Source organism: Nocardioides cynanchi (assembly GCF_008761635.1).
GTDB classification, from domain to species: domain Bacteria; phylum Actinomycetota; class Actinomycetes; order Propionibacteriales; family Nocardioidaceae; genus Nocardioides; species Nocardioides cynanchi.
This window is the reverse complement of the sequence record NZ_CP044344.1, coordinates 3790226-3808149: the sequence shown is the minus strand read 5'-3', so window position 1 is coordinate 3808149 and position 17924 is coordinate 3790226. Positions and strand designations below refer to the sequence as shown.

Genomic DNA, 17924 nt, shown 5'->3' with positions numbered 1-17924 from the left:
GGCTAGCCGACCCACCTGCCGCGACCGCCGCCGAACCAGTCGCCGAAGTCACCACCGGGGCCGGCCGGGCCGCGCGAGCCGAGGTAGGAGCCGACGACGGCGGCGCCGAGGTCGTCGAGCTCCGGGGCGACGACGCGGCCGTCGACCCGGCGGGCCATGGAGTCCACGAAGCGGGCGAGCCCGGGGTCGGTGCCGAGCCGGAAGAACGTCACCTGGGCGCCGATCCGGCCGGAGCTGTCCAGCTCGCGCACGGAGTAGGCGACGGTCAGGGGGTGCGGCGGGTACTCGAAGTAGACCTCTCCGTTGGGCTCGAGGTGTGAGGTCGGCTCGCCGTCGGTGACGATCAGCAGCACGGGCTGGGCGTTCGGGTGCTTGCGGAAGAAGCGGTTGGCCAGCAGGAGGGCGTGGTGCAGGTTGGTGCCCTTGTCCCACATCGCGTCGAGGCCGGTCAGCTCCTCGATGTCCATGACCTGCGCGTGCCGGCCGAACCCGATCAGCTGGAGGGCGTCGCCGCGGAAGCGCGAGCGGATCAGGGTGTGCAGCGCCAGCGCCGTGCGCTTCATCGGCACCCAGCGGCCGTCCATCGCCATCGAGAACGACGTGTCGACCAGCAGCGCGACGGCGGCCTGGGTGCGGGCCTCGGTCTCACTGACCTCGACGTCCTCGACGCGCAGGCGGAGGCGTGGTCTCGACTCCGCTCGACCACCGAACCCCGAGTCCGCTCGACCACCGAACCCCGAGTCCGCTCGACCACCGAACCCCGAGTCCGCTCGACCACCGAACCCCGAGTCCGCTCGACCACCGAACCCCGAGTCCGCTCGACCACCGAACCCCGAGTCCGCTCGACCACCGAACCCCGAGTCCGCTCGACCACCGAGGGGACCGCCCTCGCCGACCACGCGCCGTACGGCGTTGGTCACGGTGCGGGTCACGTCCCACGGCTCGGTGTCACCGAACTGCCACTCCCGGGTGGCCCCCGAGAGCTCGCCGGCGGCCCCGGCCTGGCGCAGGTCGCGCTGGCCCTGACGCCCGCTCATCCGGGTCGCGACGTCCTTCAGCAGCGCCTTGCCGAGCTGGCGCATCGCCTTGGGGCTGAGCTTGAGCTGGCCGTCGCTGGACCGCTTCAGGTAGCCCGAGTCGCGCAGCGCCTGCTCCAGCCTCTGCAGGGTCCGAGCGTCCACGGCGGCGTCGTTGCCCAGCTGCTGTGCGAGCAGGTCGAGGTCGACGTCGTCGAGCCGGGCGCCGTCGTAGGACTGCGAGAGCTGCTCGGCCAGGCTGTCGAGGTCGGCGAGGTCCTGGAGCGCGCCGGTGCCGTCCCCGAGGCCCAGCCCCTGCTGGCCGTCGAAGCCTTCCGAGCCGCCCCAGTCCTCCCCCGGGCGCAGGGACTGGAGGTTGGCGTCGAGCTGGGAGAGCTGCTGCATCAGCTCCGGCGAGCCGAACGCCTGATCGGCCAGCGCCATCAGCTCGGCGCGCTGCTCCGCGGTCATCGAGTTCATCATCCGTTGCGCCGCCGCGGCACGCTGCGCGAGCGCGTCGATCAGCTCCTCGACGTTCTGCGGGTTCTCGGGGAAGTAGTCGCCGTGCTTGTCCATGAAGTCGGCGAAGTCCTGGTCGGTGTCCCGTCCGCTGGCGTGCTTGGACAGCAGGTCGTTGAGATCGGTGAGCATCTCGTTGACCGCCGCACGGTCGGCGTCGGTGGCGTTCTCGAGCGCCTGCTTCATCCCGGCGAAGCGCTGGTCGAGCAGCTCGCGACCCAGCAGGTCCTTGATCTGCTCGAACGCCTCGCGCGCCTCGCGGCTCTTCCAGTCGTAGTCGCCGAGCTCGGTCACCGCCGCGGCGGTGGACTGCGGGAGGTGGTCGAGCTGGAGCTCGCGCAGGGCGCGGTCGCCGTCGTCCATCGTGATGTCGCGGGCCAGCTGCTTGCGCTCCTCGAGGACCGCGTGGTCGAGGAGCTCCCGCACCTCCTGCAGGGTGCCGTCCAGGTTGTGCTGCGAGGTCAGCTCGCGACGCTTCTCCGCGATCCGGCGGGCCAGGTCGTCGAGCCCCTGCTGGTCGCGACCACCGCGGCGCAGGAACTCGCGCATCGCCCGCTCGGGGCTGTAGCCGGCCATCACGTCCTGGCCGATCGCGTCGAGCGCCTCGGCGATGTCCACCGGCGGCGCGAGGGGGTCCGGCCCACCGTCGTACGCCGTGTAGCGGGAGCGGGGTTGAGGGCGGCTCATCGGCGCTCCACCGTCATCCCGGCCCGGAGTGCGCGGGGCACCTCGGCCACCTGGTCGACGCGGGCGACCAGAGCCGCCACCTCGTCGGCACCCGATGGGGAGTCCACCTCCACGGCGTAGGTCACGCCGGTGGAATGCCACGTGTCCGGGTCGAACTCGCCACGCGCGGAGACCCGCACCCCCCGCACCTCGAGGTCGAGGGCGCCGCTCTCGCGGAACGTGTCGTTGAGGACGCACAGGGCCACCGCGACGTGGAGCACGCCCGCACCGTTGGCAGGAGCCTCGATCACCACTCCCCCGTCGCTCCAGGAGTGAGGGACCAGCCAGCCGCCGGTGGTGTCCGCCCGCAGCGAACCCGCGCTGAGCACGACCGGGAAGTCCGCGGAACCGGGGTCAGCCATAGACGGTCTCCCCACCGCCGGACTCCTTGCTGATCTTGCGGGCCAGGTAGAGGCCTTCGAGGGCGAGCTCGATGGCGCCGGCCCGTTGGCCGTCGTTCCCGGCGTCGAGCCGGTCGCAGACCTCGTCGTACAGCTCGGACTCGCCGAGCACCGGCAGCCCGATCAGGAAGTCGCGGGCGGTGACCTGCTCACCGGTGGTCACCATCTGGCCGGCCTCGATCCGGTCGACCAGCAGCGAGAAGTCGAGCCCGCGGAAGTGGTGCCGCACGGTCTCGGCGGTCGCGGTCCGGAGCAGGTGGGTGAGGATGTCGCCCTCGCGGCCCTCCTCGCCGGTCTCGAACTCGATCTTGCCGCCGAGCACCTCGACGGCGGTCTCGAGGTCGACGACGCGGGCGACCGCTTCGTCCTCGCCCTGGCGGGTGGCCCGGTGCAGGGCGGAGGCCGCGATCGTCTCGGCGCCGGCGATGGCGAACCTGGCGCTGACCCCGGAGCGCTGGTCGACGGACGTCGACTCGCGCAGGTTGCGGGTGAAGCGGGCCAGGATCTCGACCAGGTGGTCGGGCACGTCGGCGACCAGGTGCGCCTCCTGGCGGATCACCGCCACCTCGTCGTCGAGCTCGGTCGGGTAGTGGGTGCGGATCTCGGCACCGAAGCGGTCCTTGAGCGGGGTGATGATCCGGCCGCGGTTGGTGTAGTCCTCGGGGTTGGCGCTGGCCACCACCAGGGTGTCGATGGGGAGCCGTAGCACGTAGCCGCGGATCTGGATGTCGCGCTCCTCCATCACGTTCAGCATCGCGACCTGGATCCGCTCGGCGAGGTCGGGCAGCTCGTTGATCGCCACGATGCCGCGGTGGCTGCGCGGGATCAGCCCGAAGTGGATGGTCTCCGGGTCGCCGAGATGGCGGCCCTCGGCCACCTTCATGGGGTCGACGTCACCGATCAGGTCGGCGACCGAGGTGTCGGGGGTGGCCAGCTTCTCGGCGTACCGCTCGTCCCGGTGCCGCCACTCCACGGGCAGCTCGTCGCCGAGCTCCTCGGCGCGGCGCCGCGACTCGGCCGTGATCGGCTCGTAGGGGTGCTCGCCGAGCTCGGCGCCACCGATCACCGGCGTCCACTCGTCCAGCAGGCCGACCAGGGTCCGCAGCAGCCGGGTCTTGCCCTGCCCCCGCTCACCGAGGAGCACGATGTCGTGCCCGGCGATCAGGGCCCGCTCGAGCTGCGGGATGACGGTGTCCTCGAAGCCATGCAGCCCCGGCCAGGGGTCGGCCCCGGCCGCGAGCATGCCGAGCAGGTTGTCGCGGAGCTCGTCGCGCAGGGTCTTCTGGGCGTGGCCCGACTCACGGAGCTGGCCGAGGGTCCTGAGGGTGGGTACTTGGCTCACGTCTTCCACGCTAGTCGGGTACGCAATGCTGGCCCCGTGGGCAGGACCGACAGGCGGATCATCGGGATCGCGGGCGCGCCGGGCGCCGGCAAGTCGACGTACGCCGAGCGGCTGGTCGCGCAGTCCGAGGTGCCGGCCGCCCAGGTGCCGATGGACGGCTTCCACCTCGCCGACAGCGCGCTCGTGGCGCTCGGCCTGAGGGACCGCAAGGGCGCCCCGGAGACCTTCGACGCGTGGGGGTACGCCGCACTGCTGCGGCGGCTGCGGTCAGCCACGGGGACGGCCGGGGAGACGGTCTGGGCCCCGGCCTTCTCCCGCGACCTGGAGCAACCGCTGGCTGGCGCGATCGGGGTGCGGCCGGACGTGGAGCTGGTGGTGACCGAGGGCAACTACCTGCTCCTGGACCGCCCGGAGTGGCGGGCCGTCCGGGCGGAGCTGGACGAGGTGTGGTTCCTCGACCTCGCCGACGACGTACGCCGGGCCCGGTTGGTGGCCCGGCACGTCGAGTTCGGCAAGTCCCCCGACGCGGCCCGCTGCTGGGTGAGCGACGTGGACGACCCGAACGCCGTGCTGGTGGCCGCCTCCCGGGACCGGGCCGACCGGTTCGTGACGCTCTGACCCCAGCCCACCCGGACAGACAAGAACCGGGCCCGGCGCCGGTCGGCGGGGCCCGGGTCTCCGGGGGGATGGGTCGAGATCGGGGTGTTGGGTCTCGGCCTGCTTCGAGTCTGCGCCCCGGGCGCGCCGATCCTGCAGGGCGGATGGTCACCACCCGACGGGGCCGAAGGTCCCCTACCGGTCGCCTCTCAGGCCACGGGGGCGTCCGGTACGACGACGACCGTCGTCGGTGCGTGCTCGACGACCGCCACGGCCAGGGCCCGGCCCAGGGCCGAGGCCAGCATCCCCTCGTGGTGGCTGCCGACCACCACGGCGTCCATCAGCGTGGCCGTGGCGACCAGCGCCTCGGCCTCAGGATCCTCGACGTGGCGCACACTGACCCCCACCTCGGGGTACTTCTCGCCGAGCTCGGCGAGCCAGCGCTGGACCTGCTCCTGCATCTCGAGGCTCGCCGCGTCGGTGGCAGCGTCGCCGAACCACGGGAAGCCGGGCCCGAAGGTGAGCACGGTCAGCGGCAGGTGCCGCGACGCCGCGAGCCCGTAGGCGAACTGCAGCGCCGGCAACGTGTCGTCGGTCCCGTCGGTCCCGGTGAGTACGCCGTGCCGGGTCTCGGCGCCGTGCGGACGGAGCACCACCACCGGGCAGCACCCGTGCCGGGCCAGCGAGAGCCCCACGGAGCCGAGCAGCAGGCTGGCGACACGGCCGTGACCGCGCGAGCCGACCACGACCATCGCGGCCGTCTTCGACGCCAGGCTGAGGGCGTCACGAGGGTCGGCGCGGACGATGTACTCGTCGACCTCCAGGTCAGGCGCGATCGCCCGGGCCGCGAGGCGGGCCCGGCCGAGCACCGTGGTCCCGCTGTCCTTGAGGCTCTGGAGGATCACGCTCTGGTCGAGACCGGCCTGGGCCACCCAGGCGGCGTTCTCGAGGTGGTAGGCGTGCAGCAGGGTCAGGGGACGGTGGTCGAGGACCGCCTGCCGCGCCGCCCAGGCCACGGCCTCCGACGACGAGGGCGACCCGTCCACCCCCACGACGATGGTGCCGGCCGCGAGTCCGTCGTTGCTGGTCATGGCTGCCTCCTGACATCCGCCCTTCGGCGACCCGGAGGGCTCACCTCAACCCTCCCGCCCGCACTCGTTGAGCAGCAGTGCAGTTGGACCCCCGGGGTTCAGGACCATCGGCCCTGATCGGCTCGACCGGCGACGCTCAGGATTGGTTCATTGCCCGGCAAGGGAGGCATCGATGCAGGAGTCGTTCGACCTGAACGTGACCGAGTGCGCCGAGCTGCTGCGCGCCGGGCTGGTCGGCCGGGTCGCGGTGTGTACCCCGACGGGACCGCACATCATCCCGGTGAACTACTCGGTCGTGGACGAGTCGATCATCCTGCGCACCACGCCGTACAGCCTGCTCGGCAGCCAGGCCCAGGGCGCCGTGCTGGCCCTCGAGGTCGACCACTTCGACTACGACTACCAGCGCGGCTGGAGCGTGGTGGCCCGCGGCCGCTCCGAGGTCGTGACGGACAGCACCGAGCTGGACCACATCCGGACCACCTGGAACCCGCACGCCTGGGTGGCCGGCGGGCGCACGCTGTACATCCGGCTGCGATGGTCGGAGCTCACCGGTCGCCGGCTGGGCCGCGGTTGGGACCCGCTGGCCTCCCTGCCGGTCCGCCGCAACGTCTAGGGCTCAGTCGCCGAAGCGGAGGCCCACCACACCGGGCACGCTGACCGCCAGCACCCGGGCGATGCCCCGGGCCTGGGGGTCGCTCTGACCCCTCAGCTCCACGACCCCGTCGACCACGTCGACCTGGCACGGGACGGCCCCCTCGCGGAGCAGTCCGTCGACGTCCGCGGCGATCTGCTCGTCGCTGCGGGCCAGCACCGCGATCAGGTCACGGCGGCTGAGCATGCCGACGACCCTGCCGTCGTCGACCACCGGGAGGCTCTTCACCTGGGTGTCGGCGAGCCGCTCCACCGCAGTGGCGAGGTCCTGGTCGCTCCTGATGGTCACCGGTCCGGGAGTCATCACGTCGGCGACCGTCGCGGGGAGACTGCCCGCCTCGACCTCGACCGGGATCTCGCGGGCTCGCCGGTCCGGGATCATCGAGCCCCGGATCACGTCCGCCTCGCTCACCACACCGACCAGCCGGTCCTCCTCGTCGAGCACCGGCATGGCGGTGATCTGGTGGGCGTGCATCAGCTGGATCGCGTGCTTCACCGGACTGCCCGGCCGCACGCTCACCAGCTCGGAGGTCATCACGTCGCGCACGAGCAAGGCGGTCTCCTTCCAGGAGTGGTCCGACCGTAGTGCCCCGCAAGGCAACCGCTCCTGCCCGGTCGTGGGACAGGGGCCGACGGCCCTGCCGGGCCGGGCACAACGGCCCTCCCCCATCGTCGCGCATCCCCGGACCATGGGGCCAGGAGGAGGCCAGCCACGCCATGCCCACGACCCCATCCGCGCCCGTCAGCACGAACCGGCCCGCCGCAGCGCCCGACGGCGCGCCGGGCGGGCCCACGGTCGCGCCGGCCGACGTGCTGCTCGCGGACGGGTCCGTCGGGGTGGTCCGGCCGCTCGGCCCGGAGGACCGCGAGGCCCTGCTGGCGCTTCACGACGAGGTCGGCCTCGACAGCCTGCGCCTGCGCTTCTTCAGTGCCAGCCGCGAGGCCGGGCACGCCTACGTCGAGCACCTGCTCGCCCACCACGAGGCCGGGCAGGTCTTCGCGCTCGCGCTGTGGTGGCACGACCGCCTGGTGGGGCTGGCGACGGCCGAGCGCAACCCGGACGTGGCCACGGCCGAGGTGTCCTTCCTGGTCGCCGACGAGATGCGCGGCCGAGGCGTCGGGACCCTGCTCCTGGAGCACCTGGCCGCCCTGGCGCGGACCGAAGGCGTACGCCGGTTCACCGCCGAGGTGCTCGCCGAGAACGGCGCCATGATCCGGGTGTTCCTCGATGCCGGCTTCGAGCTGACCCGCCACCTCGACCGGGGCGTCGTCACCGTCGAGATGGACACCTTGGTCTCGGAGAGCACCCTGCGCGCCGCGGACGCACGCGAGTCGCGGTCCGAGGCCGCGTCGCTGAACGCCCTGCTGCGACCGCACCGCGTCGCGGTCGTCGGCGTACGACGTGACGGCACCGGCGTGGGCTGCGCGGTGATCGACTCGATCGTCGCCGGCGGCTTCCTCGGCGAGCTGCTCGTGATCCATCCGACTGCCTCCACGGTGCGGGGCGTCGCCGCCCACGCGTCCTTCGACGAGGCGCCGGGACCGATCGACCTCGTCGTGGTCGCCGTACCCCCGGAGCAGGTCACCGCCTGCGTCGCCGACGCCGCCGCCGCGGGCGCCGGGGCTGCCGTGGTGATCACGTCCGGCTTTGCCGAGATGGGTGACGAGGGCCTGGCCCTCCAGCGCGAGCTCGCGCACACCGCCCGCGCCTGCGGCATCCGGGTGGTGGGACCCAACTGTCTCGGCCTGCTCGACAACCAGCCCGACGTCCGCCTCACCGCGACCTTCGCCGGCACCAACCCCCCTCCCGGTGGTCTCGCCGTCGCCTCGCAGTCCGGAGGCGTCGGCATCGTGGTCAGCGACCTCGCCTGCCGGCTCGGGCTGGGGGTGCGTCACTTCGTGTCGCTGGGCAACAAGGCGGACGTGTCGAGCAACGACCTCCTGGCCGCCTGGCTCGACGACCCCGACGTCACCGCGGCTGCCCTCTATCTCGAGTCCTTCGGCAACCCCGCGAAGTTCGCCCGCCTGGCCCGACGCTTCGCCGAGACGCGGCCGCTCCTCGCCGTGATGGGCGGCCGGTCGAGCAGCGGCCGGAGGGCCGGCGTCTCGCACACCGCGGCCGCCGCAACCCCTGCGGTCCGCGTCGACGCACTCTTCGCCCAGGCCGGCGTGGTCGGGTGCCGCGACGCCGAGGAGCTGACCGAGACCGCGCTGCTGCTCGGCGAGCAGCCGCTCCCGGCCGGGCCGCGTCTGGCCGTCCTGGGCAACGCCGGGGGCCTCGGGGTCCTGGCCGCCGACTGCGCGGCCCGGCACGGGCTCGCCGTCCCTGTCCTGTCCGAGGGCCTGCGCGAGCGGGTCGCGGTGCACGTCACCGGCACCGTGGGGACGGCCAACCCGGTGGACAGCGGGGCCGGCGGCGTCGGCGACGGCATCGGCCGGATCGCCGGGGAGCTGCTCGCCTCGACCGAGGTCGACGCGGTCCTGCTGGTGCTGGTGCAGACCCGGACCCTGGATCCCCAGGTCACGCTCGAGGCCCTGTTGGAGGCCCGCGAGGCCCATCCGACGAAGCCGTTCGTGGCGGTGCTGCTGGGCGGGGTCCGGGCCGGCCCCCTGCCCCGGATCACCGTGCTGCCGTCGGTGGAGTCCGCCGTCCGCTCGCTCGCCCATGCGGTCCGCTACGCCGACTGGCTGGCCGCGCCGCGGTCGGCGGCGCCACTGACCGAGCCCGACCGGCTCGCCGCGGCCCGGCACTGGGTCACGTCGTACCTCCAGGAGACCGGTCCGGGCTGGCTCGGGCCCGAGGCGGCGTCGTCCCTCCTTGCGCCGTACGGCGTGAACCTGTGCGGCGTGGTCGCCACCGGCCCGGCGGCCGCGGCCGCCGCCACCGCCGAGGTCGGCCTCCCGGTGGCCGTGAAGGTGGCCGACCCGACCGTCGTGCACAAGACCGAGCGCGGCCTGGTGCGGGTGGGGCTGGCCTCGGTCGACGCCGTCCAGGAGACCGTCCAGCACTTCGCCGCCGAGATGAGCCGCAGCGAGGTGCCGGTGCTGGTGCAGCCGATGGTGCACGGCCCGGAGCTGGCCTTCGGAGTCGTCCGGGACCCCGGGCTGGGCCCGTTGGTGATGGTCGCCGCAGGTGGCACCGCGACCGAGGTGTGGAACGACCGCACGATGCTGCTCGCGCCGGTCTCACCCCAGGACGCGGCGCGGGCGCTGCGGTCGCTGCGGATCTGGCCGTTGCTCGCAGGCTTTCGGGGCAGCACCCCCGTCGACGAGTCGGCGCTGGTCGACGTGATCGTGGCCCTCGGCCGCCTGGCCACCGACGTGCCGGAGGTGGTCGAGGTCGACCTCAACCCGGTCGTCGCGACCTCCGACGGCGTGGCGCTGGTGGACACCAAGGTCCGCCTCGACCACGGGGCGGCCGTCGACGCCGGGGTGCCGCGGCGACTGCGGGAGCCGGCGTGAGCACGGACTCCCCGGAACAGCAGCAGGCCCTGCCGGACTCGAGCCAGGCGCTGCTCGGCGCCGTCCTGGCGATCGCCTCGGACCTCGACCTGAACGGCGTGCTGACCCGGATCGTCGAGGCGGCGGCCAGCCTGACCGGAGCGCAGTACGGCGCGCTGGGCGTGGTGGGCGGCGACAACCGGCTGACCGAGTTCGTCACCACCGGGATCTCCGCGGAGGAACGCGCCCGGATCGGGGACCTCCCGCACGGTCGCGGCATCCTCGGCCTGCTGATCTCCGACCCGCGGCCGATCCGGCTCGGCGACCTGGCCGAGCACCCGGCCTCCGCAGGGATGCCGCCCCGGCACCCGCCGATGAGCTCCTTCCTGGGCGTGCCGGTGCACATCCGCGGCACTGTGTTCGGCAACCTCTACCTGACCGAGAAGCAGGGCGGCGGCCCGTTCACCGACACCGACGAGCGGCTCGTGGTGGCCCTGGCCAGCTCCGCCGGCCTGGTGATCGAGAACGCCCGGGCCTACGGGCTCAGCGAGCGGCGCCGACTCTGGCTCGAGGCCGCCGCGACGCTGACCGAGGCGCTCCAGCCCCCCATCGAGTGGGACCTCGCGCTCCAGCAGGTGACCGAGACCGCGCGCCGGGTCACCCACGCGTCGGCGGCGGCCGTGGTCAGCCCGGCGGCCGACGGCGAGGTCCGGGCGCTGTCCTGCGAGCCGGGGATGGTGGGCGACGTGATCGACCTCGTCGAGGAGGCCGTGGCGTCGGTGGACCGGACCGGTCTGGTCGACCCCGTCGACGTGACCATCGGCGACCTGACGGCGACCGTCGTACCCCTGCCCGCGCACCTGGCGGCACCGGGGCTGCTGGTGACGGTCCACCCGAGCCGCGAGGTGGCGGCGCGGGACACCGACGACCGCGAGATGCTGATCAGCTTCGCCGACCACGCCGCCCTGGCCATGGACCGCGCCCAGGCCGTGGGCGAGCGCGAGGCGCTGGCGGTGATCTCGGACCGCGAGCGGATCGCCCGCGACCTCCACGACCTGGTGATCCAGCGGCTCTTCGCGATCGGCATGCAGCTCCAGGCGGTGGCGGTCCGCGGGGTCGGGGACCAGGTCCGAGAGGTGCTCGATCGGGCCGTCCACGAGGTCGACGGCACGATCCGGGACATCCGGGCCACGATCTTCGAGCTCCAGACCCACGGCACCGACTCGGTGCGCGGTGACGTGCGGGCCCTGGTGCGCGACTACGCCGCCGTCCTTGGCTACACCCCGACGGTGCGCACGCACGGCCCGATCGACACCTCGGTGTCCGCACTGCTCCGCGAGCAGCTGATGTCGGTGCTCCGCGAGGCCCTGTCGAACGCCGCCCGGCACGCCGGGGCCACCCAGGTCGAGGTCGTGCTGATCGTCGACGGCGACGAGCTGCGTCTGGTCGTCACCGACAACGGCTCCGGGCTCCGGGGTCGGCCGCCCGAGAGCGGCCTGGCCAACGCACGCCAGCGGGCCGAGACGATGGGCGGCGTGCTCGAGCTCCTGGCGGTGGAGCCGCACGGCCTGCGCTTCCAGTGGCGGGTGCCCTTGATGCCGGCCTGACCCGAGGCCCCCGGTCGGCGTCAGTCGCGGGTGTCGTTGCCGAGCAGCTTCGAGGCCAGCACCGCGGCCTGGGTACGTCGCTCGAGGCCGAGCTTGGCCAGGATGCTGGAGACGTAGTTCTTCACGGTCTTCTCGGCCAGGAACATCCGCTCGCCGATCTGGCGGTTGGTCAGCCCCTCGGCGATCAGGCTGAGCAGCTTCAGCTCCTGCTCGGTCAGCTCGGCCAGCTCGGGGGCCGTGGCCGGGCCGTTGCGGACCCGCTCCAGCACCCGTGCGGTCAGCGACGGGTCGATCAGCGAGTTGCCGGCGGCCACGGTGCGGACCGCTCCGACGAGGTCCTGGCCACCGATCTCCTTGAGCACGTAGCCGGCCGCGCCGGCCATGATCGCAGCGAACAGCGCCTCGTCGTCGTCGTACGACGTGAGGATCAGCGCCTTGATCGTGGGGTCGACGGCCCGCACGGTGCGGCAGACCTCGATCCCCGACCCGTCGGGCAGCCGCGCGTCGAGCACGGCCACGTCGGGACGCAGCGCGGGGATCCGGGCCGCGGCCTCCACGGCGAGCCCGGACTCGCCCACGACCTCGATGTCGCCGCCGGACTCCAGCAGCGCGCGCAGCCCCTGCCGCACGACCTCGTGGTCGTCCAGCAGGAAGACTCGGATGGGTCGCTGCTCTTCGCTCATGGGCTAGTTCTAGCAGGCTCGGACGTCTCGAGGGCGATCACGAAGTCCAGCAGGTCCAGCCCCAGCGGCTCGTGGGTGATCCAGACGACGGTCCGGCCCCGGTCCCGGGCGAGCACCTGACGGGCCAGGAGCTCGGCGTTGGCGTGGTCGAGATGCGCCGTCGGCTCGTCCAGGACGAGCACCCGCTGGTCGGCCAGCAGCGACCGTGCCACGCCCAGCCGGGCTCGCTCGCCCCCCGAGACGGCAGCCGCTCCATCGCCGAGCCGGGTGGACAGGCCCTCGTCCAGGCCGTCGAGCCAGGTGTCGAGGCCGGCGTCACGCAGGGCCTCGTCGACCTCGTCGTCGGTGGCGGCCGGCCGGGCCAGGCGGATGTTCTCGGCGACGGTCGTGGCGAAGACGTGCGGGTCGTCGTCGACCAGGCCGACGGTGCGTCGTACGTCGTCGAGCGCCAGGCTGGGCAGCCCGACTCCCCCCAGGCCCACGGTCCCCTCCTCGGGGTCGACGAACCGCATCAGCAGCGAGGCCAGCGTGCTCTTGCCGGAGCCGGACGGGCCGACCACACCGACCCGTTGCCCGGGAGCCACGCGCAGGCTCAGGCCCGACAGCGCCGGACGCTCGTCCCAGCGGGCGATGACGTCGACGACGTCGACGGCCGTGTCGTCCGGGAGCGGTACGGCGTGCTCGGGCCCGGTCACGGCGGGGGTGAGCGCCAGGAGTGCCTGGAGCCGGGTCTCGGCGGCCTCGGCCCGGGCCGAGGCGGCGCCGGCGTCGACCGCGGGGAGGATCACCTCGGCCAGGGCGAGAGGGAGCAGCACGACCAGGGCCGCCAGCGGGGCACTGACCCGTCCGGCGGCCACCTCGGGAGCGAGCAGGGCAGCGACGCCGGCGACCGAGACGCCGCAGGCGGTCAGGGCCAGCGCCCGGGCGGTGGTGAGCCAGAAGGCGCTGCGGGTGGCACCCGCGGCGACCTCGTCGCTGGCCTCCGCGACGCGCTGCACGGCTCGGTCGCGGGCCTGCCACATGACCAGCTCGTCGGCGGCCTGGGTCAGCTCCAGGACCCGCTCGGAGAGCAGCGCGCGGGCGGCGACCATGTCCCGCTCGCCGCGCCGGGCGCCGATGCGGGCCACCAGGTGGGCCAGCCCCGCGGCGGTCACACAGCCGGCGACGACGAGGGCGGCCACCGGGGCGATCGCGGCGGTCACTGCGACCGCCAGCGCCGCCACGAGCAGCAGCGCCCGGGTCGGCATCCGGCCACGCAGCTCGCGGTCCAGGATGCCGTCGACGTCGTCGACGACCGAGGCGAGGACGTCGCCCCGTCGCGGTCCGAGCCGGGCCGGGGTGAGCGGCACCAGCGCGTCGTACACCTCGGCCCGGCGCTGGGCCAGCAGGCCGAGCACGGCGTCGTGGGAGAGCAGTCGCTCCACGTAGCGCAGCACCGGACGGGCCAGGCCGAACGTGCGCACCCCGACGATGGCGACCAGCAGGGTGAGCACCGCCGGCTGGGCGGCCGCCTGCACGATCAGCCAGCCCGAGGTTGCGGTCAGCGCGACCCCGGAGGCCGAGGCCAGCCCCCCGATCACGGTGGGCAGGGCAAGGCCGGAACGGCGGTACGACGCCGCGGGGGCGAGGTCGTCGGCGGGCGACGCCGTCGTCCGCCGGACACCGGGTTCGTCGGCGGCCGACGTCTCCGCGAGCGAACGGCGCGGCGCCGCGAGATGGACGACGTGGTCGGCCAGGTCCACCAGGGCCGGCCGGTGGGCGACCACCACGACGGCGCGGTCGGCGGCGAGCTCGACCAGGGTGTCGGCGACGATGTGCTCGCTGAGCGCGTCGAGATGCGCGGTGGGCTCGTCGAGCAGCACCCACGGCCGGTCGCTGAGCACCACCCGGGCCAGCGCCAGGCGGGCCCGCTCGCCGGCGGACAGGGTGCCGCCGTCCTCACCCAGGGTGGTCTCGAGCCCGGACGGGAGCTCGCGGACCCGCTCCTCGAGCGCGACCCGGCGCAGCACCTGCCACACGTCGTCGTCGGAGGCGTCCGGCGCGCCCAGGCGGACGTTGTCGGCGATGCTGCCGGCGACGAAGAGGGGGCGCTGCGGCAGGAGTGCGACCCGGGCCCGCCAGGCCTCGCCGCCGACCTCCCGGTCCCCGATCCGGACGCTTCCCGCGTCCGGCGCCCGCAGCCCGGACAGCACCGAGAGCAGCGTCGACTTACCGCAGCCCGAGGCCCCGGTGACAGCGGTGATGCCGGTCGTCGCCACGGTCAGGGAGACCCGGTCCAGGGCGGGAGCGGTGCGCCCGGCGTAGGTGACCGTGACGTCGTCGACGACGAGGTCGCCGGGGCTCGCGGGCGACGGCTCGGCGGCCGGCGACTCCTCCATGTCGGAGAGCAGGTTGTCGACCCGTTCGAAGGTCGCCACTCCCTCGGCCGCGGCGTGGAACTCCGCGCCGACCCGGCGCAGGGGCCAGTAGGCCTCAGGCGCCAGCAGCAGGACGACCAGCGCGGTGCGCAGGTCGAGGCCGCCTCCGGCGAGTCGCACCCCGACCGTGACCGCGACCAGGGCCACCGACAGGGTGGCCACCAGCTCGAGCACCGCCGACGACGCGAAGGCGATCCGCAGGGTGGCCAGCGACGCCTGCCGGTAGCGCTCGGTGACCTCGCGGATCCGCGAGGTCTGGGCCCGGGCCCGGCGGAAGGCGACCAGGGTCGGCAACCCGCGCATCACGTCGACGAAGTGGCCGGACAGCGACGACATCTCGCGCCACTGCTTCGCGGCCCGGTCCCGGGTGGCCAGGCCGACCAGTGCGCCGAAGACCGGGATCAGGGGCAGCGTCGCGAGCACGATCACCGCACTCATCACGTCCTGGGTGGCGATCGCGACGACGGTGACCAGCGGCAGCACCCCGGCCAGCACCAGCGCCGGCAGGTAGCGGGTCAGGTAGGGCTCGGCCGCGGCCACGCCACGGGTAGCGAGGACCGCGGTCTCACCGGTGCCCGCACCCCCTCGTGCCGCCCGGCCCAGGGCGGTGTCGGGTGAGAGGACCGCGGTCAGCAGGTCACGACGTACGTCGGTCCCGACGATGCCGGCGGCCCGCGAGGCGGCGACGTCCACGCCGATCCCGACCAGCCCCCGCACCGCGAAGACCGCGACCACGGAGACGGCCCAGGGCCGCACGGCGCCGCCGTGCGCAACGGCGACGACCAGGCCTGCGACGAGCCAGGCCTGGCCGAGGACGAGGAGGCTGGTGCCGGCACCCCCCGCGACGACCCCCACCAGGGGGCGTCGCGCGGGTGCCAGGCGTCGGACCAGCCGAGGATCCGTGGGTCTCATCCGACGGGCGCCTCGAGGCGCTCCTCGGGGATGTGGTGCACCGAGATCCGCTTGCGGAAGACCCAGTAGGTCCAGCTCTGGTAGGCCAGCACGATCGGGGTCATGATCACGGCCACGATCGTCATCACGGTCAGCGTGTAGTGCGTCGACGAGGCATTGCTGGTCGTGAGGTCGAACAACGACGAGGTCGAGCTGGGCATCACGTCGGGGAACAGGGCCACGAAGAGCCCGGCCACCGCCAGCGCGATGCAGGCGAAGGTACCGATGAAGGCCCAGCCCTCACGCGCCCTGAGCAGCGCGGCGAGGCCCGCGACCAGGGCAGCGGCGGCGAGCACGTAGAAGACGGCCGAGCCGAGGTTGCCGGTCAGGATCTGGGTCCACAGCAGGAACAGCACGGCGGCGACCGCTGCTCCGAGGCCGACCTTCAGCCCGAGCTCGCGGGCCCGCTCCCGGATCGGGCCGTCGGTCTTGAGCGCGATGTAGATCGCTCCGTGGGTCAGGAAAAGCAGCACGATGGTGACGCCACCGAGCAGGGCGTAGGGGTTGAGCAGGTTGAAGAACCCGCCGGTGTACTCCTTGTGGGCGTCGATCGGCACGCCGTGCAGGATGTTGGCGAAGGCCACGCCCCACAGCAGCGACGGCAGGAACGAGCCGATCACGATGGCGGCGTCCCAGCGGGTGCGCCACTGGTCCTCGATGCCCTTGGCGCGGTACTCGAAGGCGACACCGCGCACGATCAGGGCGAGCAGGATCAGCAGCAGCGGCAGGTAGAAGCCGCTGAACAGCGTCGCGTACCACTCCGGGAAGGCGGCGAACGTAGCGCCGCCGGCGACCAGCAGCCAGACCTCGTTGCCGTCCCAGACCGGGCCGATGGTGTTGATCATGACGCGGCGTTCCCGGTCGTCCCGGGCCAGGATCGGCAGCAGCATGCCGACGCCGAAGTCGAACCCCTCCAGGGTGAAGTAGCCGATCCAGAGGACCGCGATCAGGGCGAACCAGACGGTGGTGAGCTCCATGGCAGTCTCCTAGTACGCGAACGCGAGCGGGCGGTCGAGGTCGTCCGAGTCGTCCGCAGGTGGCGCGTCCTCGGGAAGGCCGGCCTTGATGGTCGTCAGCAACAGCTTGACCTCGATCACGGCCAGGACGGCGTACAGCAGGGTGAGCAGGATCATCGACGTCCACACGTCGAAGGCGCTCACGCTGGGCGAGACACCCTGCGCGGTGGTCATCACTCCGAAGACGGCCCAGGGCTGGCGACCGATCTCGGTGAAGATCCAGCCGAACGAGTTGGCGGCGACCGGCAGCAAGGGCAGGGCGATCGCGGCCCGGGTCCACCACCTGCTGTTCGGCGCTCGTCCGCGCCGGGTGACGAAGAGGATCGCGATCGCGATCGCAGCGGCGAGCAGCCCCAGCCCGATCATGAACCGGAAGGACCAGTAGGTCACCGGGATCATCGGTGTGTAGTTGCCGGGCGAGTAGTACTTCTGCCCGGGGTCGGCGCCGTACTTGGCCTGGTACTCGGCGCGGAGCTGGTTGACGCCCTTGATCTCGCCGTTGAAGCTGCCGGTGCCCAGGAAGGACAGGAGGCCGGGGACCTCGATGATCGAGGTGTGGTGCTCGCCGTTCAGGCTGCCCCACTCGAGGATCGAGAAGGGAGCCTTGGTCTGGGTGTCGTAGAGACCCTCGGCGGCCGCCATCTTCATGGGCTGCACCTCGGTCATGATCTTGCCGGAGATGTCACCCGTGATTGCGACGCCGACGCCGGCCACGAGGAGCAGTGCGGCACCCGTGCGGACGGCGCGGCGGAAGATCTCCTTCACCGCACCCTCGTTGCGCTGCATGCTCCACAGCGAGACCCCGAGCACGAACGCCGCGGCGGTGAGGTACGCCGACATCACGACGTGCGGGAAGGTCGCGAGCTGCACCTTGTTCAGCAGCACCGCGAAGAAGTCGTGCAGCTCGGCCCGCCCGGTCTTCGGGTTGTAGGAGTAGCCGACCGGGTGCTGCATCCAGGAGTTGGCGGCCAGGATGAAGTACGCCGAGAACAGGGTGCCCAGGTGGACCAGCCAGATGCAGGTCGCATGGAGCCTGGGTGAGAGCCGGTCCCAGCCGAAGATCCACAGGCCCAGGAACGTCGACTCCAGGAAGAACGCGAGCAGGCCCTCGACCGCCAGCGGGGCACCGAAGATGTCGCCGACGAAGCGGGAGTAGTCGCTCCAGTTCATGCCGAACTGGAACTCCTGCACGATCCCGGTCACCACGCCGAGCGCGAAGTTGATCAGGAACAGCTTGCCGAAGAACTTCGTCAGCCGCAGCCACACCGGGTTGCGGGTGCGCACCCAGGCGGTCTCGTAGCCGGCCACGATGGCCGAGAGGCCGATCGTGATCGGCACGAAGAGGAAGTGGTAGACGGTGATGATGCCGAACTGCCAGCGGGCAAGGTCAAGTGGGTCCACGGGTCCGAGCCTCCCGGACCCACCCGCCCACGGGGACGGTCACATGGGCCCAAGGTGAGGGACCT

The 17924-nt window shown here is 73.0% G+C and carries 13 protein-coding genes; 4 read left to right on the top strand and 9 right to left on the bottom strand.

The window, feature by feature from the left end; translation table 11 throughout:
* Positions 1 to 2: 2 nt before the first annotated feature.
* Genes E3N83_RS18395 through E3N83_RS18385 form a run of 3 tightly spaced genes read right to left on the bottom strand, consistent with a single transcriptional unit; the run spans position 3 to position 4004 of the window.
* Positions 3 to 2222: a vWA domain-containing protein gene (locus E3N83_RS18395; protein WP_151084576.1), complete on the bottom strand. Its 2220-nt coding sequence runs from the start codon at positions 2220 to 2222 to the stop codon at positions 3 to 5.
* The gene (locus E3N83_RS18390; protein ID WP_151084575.1) at positions 2219 to 2623 is read right to left on the bottom strand and encodes an OsmC family protein; all 405 of its coding nucleotides are present in this window, start codon (positions 2621 to 2623) and stop codon (positions 2219 to 2221) included. Before E3N83_RS18390 ends, E3N83_RS18395 begins: the two co-directional genes overlap by 4 nt.
* A complete protein-coding gene (locus E3N83_RS18385) occupies positions 2616 to 4004 on the bottom strand; it encodes a MoxR family ATPase (protein WP_202879270.1) in 1389 nt (462 codons plus the stop codon). The genes E3N83_RS18390 and E3N83_RS18385 overlap by 8 nt, the downstream gene beginning before the upstream one ends.
* A 36-nt stretch (positions 4005 to 4040) precedes the next feature.
* On the opposite strand from E3N83_RS18385, the gene E3N83_RS18380 reads away from it, so the two are divergent.
* Positions 4041 to 4622, top strand: a complete 582-nt coding sequence (locus tag E3N83_RS18380) for a nucleoside/nucleotide kinase family protein (protein WP_238342972.1) — start codon at positions 4041 to 4043, stop codon at positions 4620 to 4622.
* 188 nt (positions 4623 to 4810) lie between these two features.
* Here the strand turns inward: E3N83_RS18380 and E3N83_RS18375 are convergent, their stop codons facing one another.
* A complete protein-coding gene (locus E3N83_RS18375; RefSeq protein WP_151084572.1) occupies positions 4811 to 5692 on the bottom strand; it encodes a universal stress protein in 882 nt (293 codons plus the stop codon).
* A 172-nt stretch (positions 5693 to 5864) separates the two neighbouring features.
* Between E3N83_RS18375 and E3N83_RS18370 the strand changes: the two genes are divergently transcribed.
* Positions 5865 to 6305, top strand: a complete 441-nt coding sequence (locus E3N83_RS18370) for a pyridoxamine 5'-phosphate oxidase family protein (protein ID WP_151084571.1) — start codon at positions 5865 to 5867, stop codon at positions 6303 to 6305.
* Between the two features lie 3 nt (positions 6306 to 6308).
* On the opposite strand, the gene E3N83_RS18365 is transcribed toward E3N83_RS18370, so the two are convergent.
* Entirely contained in the window at positions 6309 to 6890 is a 582-nt protein-coding gene (locus E3N83_RS18365) for a CBS domain-containing protein (protein WP_238343210.1), read from the bottom strand.
* A 170-nt stretch (positions 6891 to 7060) separates the two neighbouring features.
* Between E3N83_RS18365 and E3N83_RS18360 the strand changes: the two genes are divergently transcribed.
* Together E3N83_RS18360 and E3N83_RS18355 are read left to right on the top strand one after the other, a co-directional pair.
* Complete coding sequence (locus E3N83_RS18360) at positions 7061 to 9805, top strand: bifunctional acetate--CoA ligase family protein/GNAT family N-acetyltransferase (RefSeq protein WP_151084569.1); 2745 nt, start codon at positions 7061 to 7063, stop codon at positions 9803 to 9805.
* Complete coding sequence (locus E3N83_RS18355; protein ID WP_151084568.1) at positions 9802 to 11391, top strand: GAF domain-containing sensor histidine kinase; 1590 nt, start codon at positions 9802 to 9804, stop codon at positions 11389 to 11391. Before E3N83_RS18360 ends, E3N83_RS18355 begins: the two co-directional genes overlap by 4 nt.
* 20 nt (positions 11392 to 11411) lie before the next feature.
* Here E3N83_RS18355 and E3N83_RS18350 read toward each other — a convergent pair whose 3' ends face one another.
* Genes E3N83_RS18350 through E3N83_RS18335 form a run of 4 tightly spaced genes read right to left on the bottom strand, consistent with a single transcriptional unit; the run spans position 11412 to position 17859 of the window.
* Positions 11412 to 12074: a response regulator gene (locus tag E3N83_RS18350; protein WP_151084567.1), complete on the bottom strand. Its 663-nt coding sequence runs from the start codon at positions 12072 to 12074 to the stop codon at positions 11412 to 11414.
* Complete coding sequence (cydD, locus tag E3N83_RS18345) at positions 12071 to 15403, bottom strand: thiol reductant ABC exporter subunit CydD (RefSeq protein WP_151084566.1); 3333 nt, start codon at positions 15401 to 15403, stop codon at positions 12071 to 12073. Before cydD ends, E3N83_RS18350 begins: the two co-directional genes overlap by 4 nt.
* Positions 15400 to 16419: a cytochrome d ubiquinol oxidase subunit II gene (cydB, locus tag E3N83_RS18340; RefSeq protein ID WP_151084565.1), complete on the bottom strand. Its 1020-nt coding sequence runs from the start codon at positions 16417 to 16419 to the stop codon at positions 15400 to 15402. Before cydB ends, cydD begins: the two co-directional genes overlap by 4 nt.
* Before the next feature lie 9 nt (positions 16420 to 16428).
* A complete protein-coding gene (locus E3N83_RS18335; protein ID WP_151084564.1) occupies positions 16429 to 17859 on the bottom strand; it encodes a cytochrome ubiquinol oxidase subunit I in 1431 nt (476 codons plus the stop codon).
* Positions 17860 to 17924 lie beyond the last annotated feature (65 nt).

What these genes read in the sequence shown, in the direction of transcription:
- E3N83_RS18370 (WP_151084571.1), top strand. Translation starts at nt 5,865, where the DNA reads ATGCAGGAGTCGTTCGACCTGAACGTGACCGAGTGCGCCGAGCTGCTG.
- E3N83_RS18390 (WP_151084575.1), bottom strand. Translation starts at nt 2,623, where the DNA reads ATGGCTGACCCCGGTTCCGCGGACTTCCCGGTCGTGCTCAGCGCGGGT.
- E3N83_RS18350 (WP_151084567.1), bottom strand. Translation starts at nt 12,074, where the DNA reads ATGAGCGAAGAGCAGCGACCCATCCGAGTCTTCCTGCTGGACGACCAC.
- E3N83_RS18395 (WP_151084576.1), bottom strand. Translation starts at nt 2,222, where the DNA reads ATGAGCCGCCCTCAACCCCGCTCCCGCTACACGGCGTACGACGGTGGG.
- E3N83_RS18375 (WP_151084572.1), bottom strand. Translation starts at nt 5,692, where the DNA reads ATGACCAGCAACGACGGACTCGCGGCCGGCACCATCGTCGTGGGGGTG.
- E3N83_RS18360 (WP_151084569.1), top strand. Translation starts at nt 7,061, where the DNA reads ATGCCCACGACCCCATCCGCGCCCGTCAGCACGAACCGGCCCGCCGCA.
- cydD (WP_151084566.1), bottom strand. Translation starts at nt 15,403, where the DNA reads ATGAGACCCACGGATCCTCGGCTGGTCCGACGCCTGGCACCCGCGCGA.
- cydB (WP_151084565.1), bottom strand. Translation starts at nt 16,419, where the DNA reads ATGGAGCTCACCACCGTCTGGTTCGCCCTGATCGCGGTCCTCTGGATC.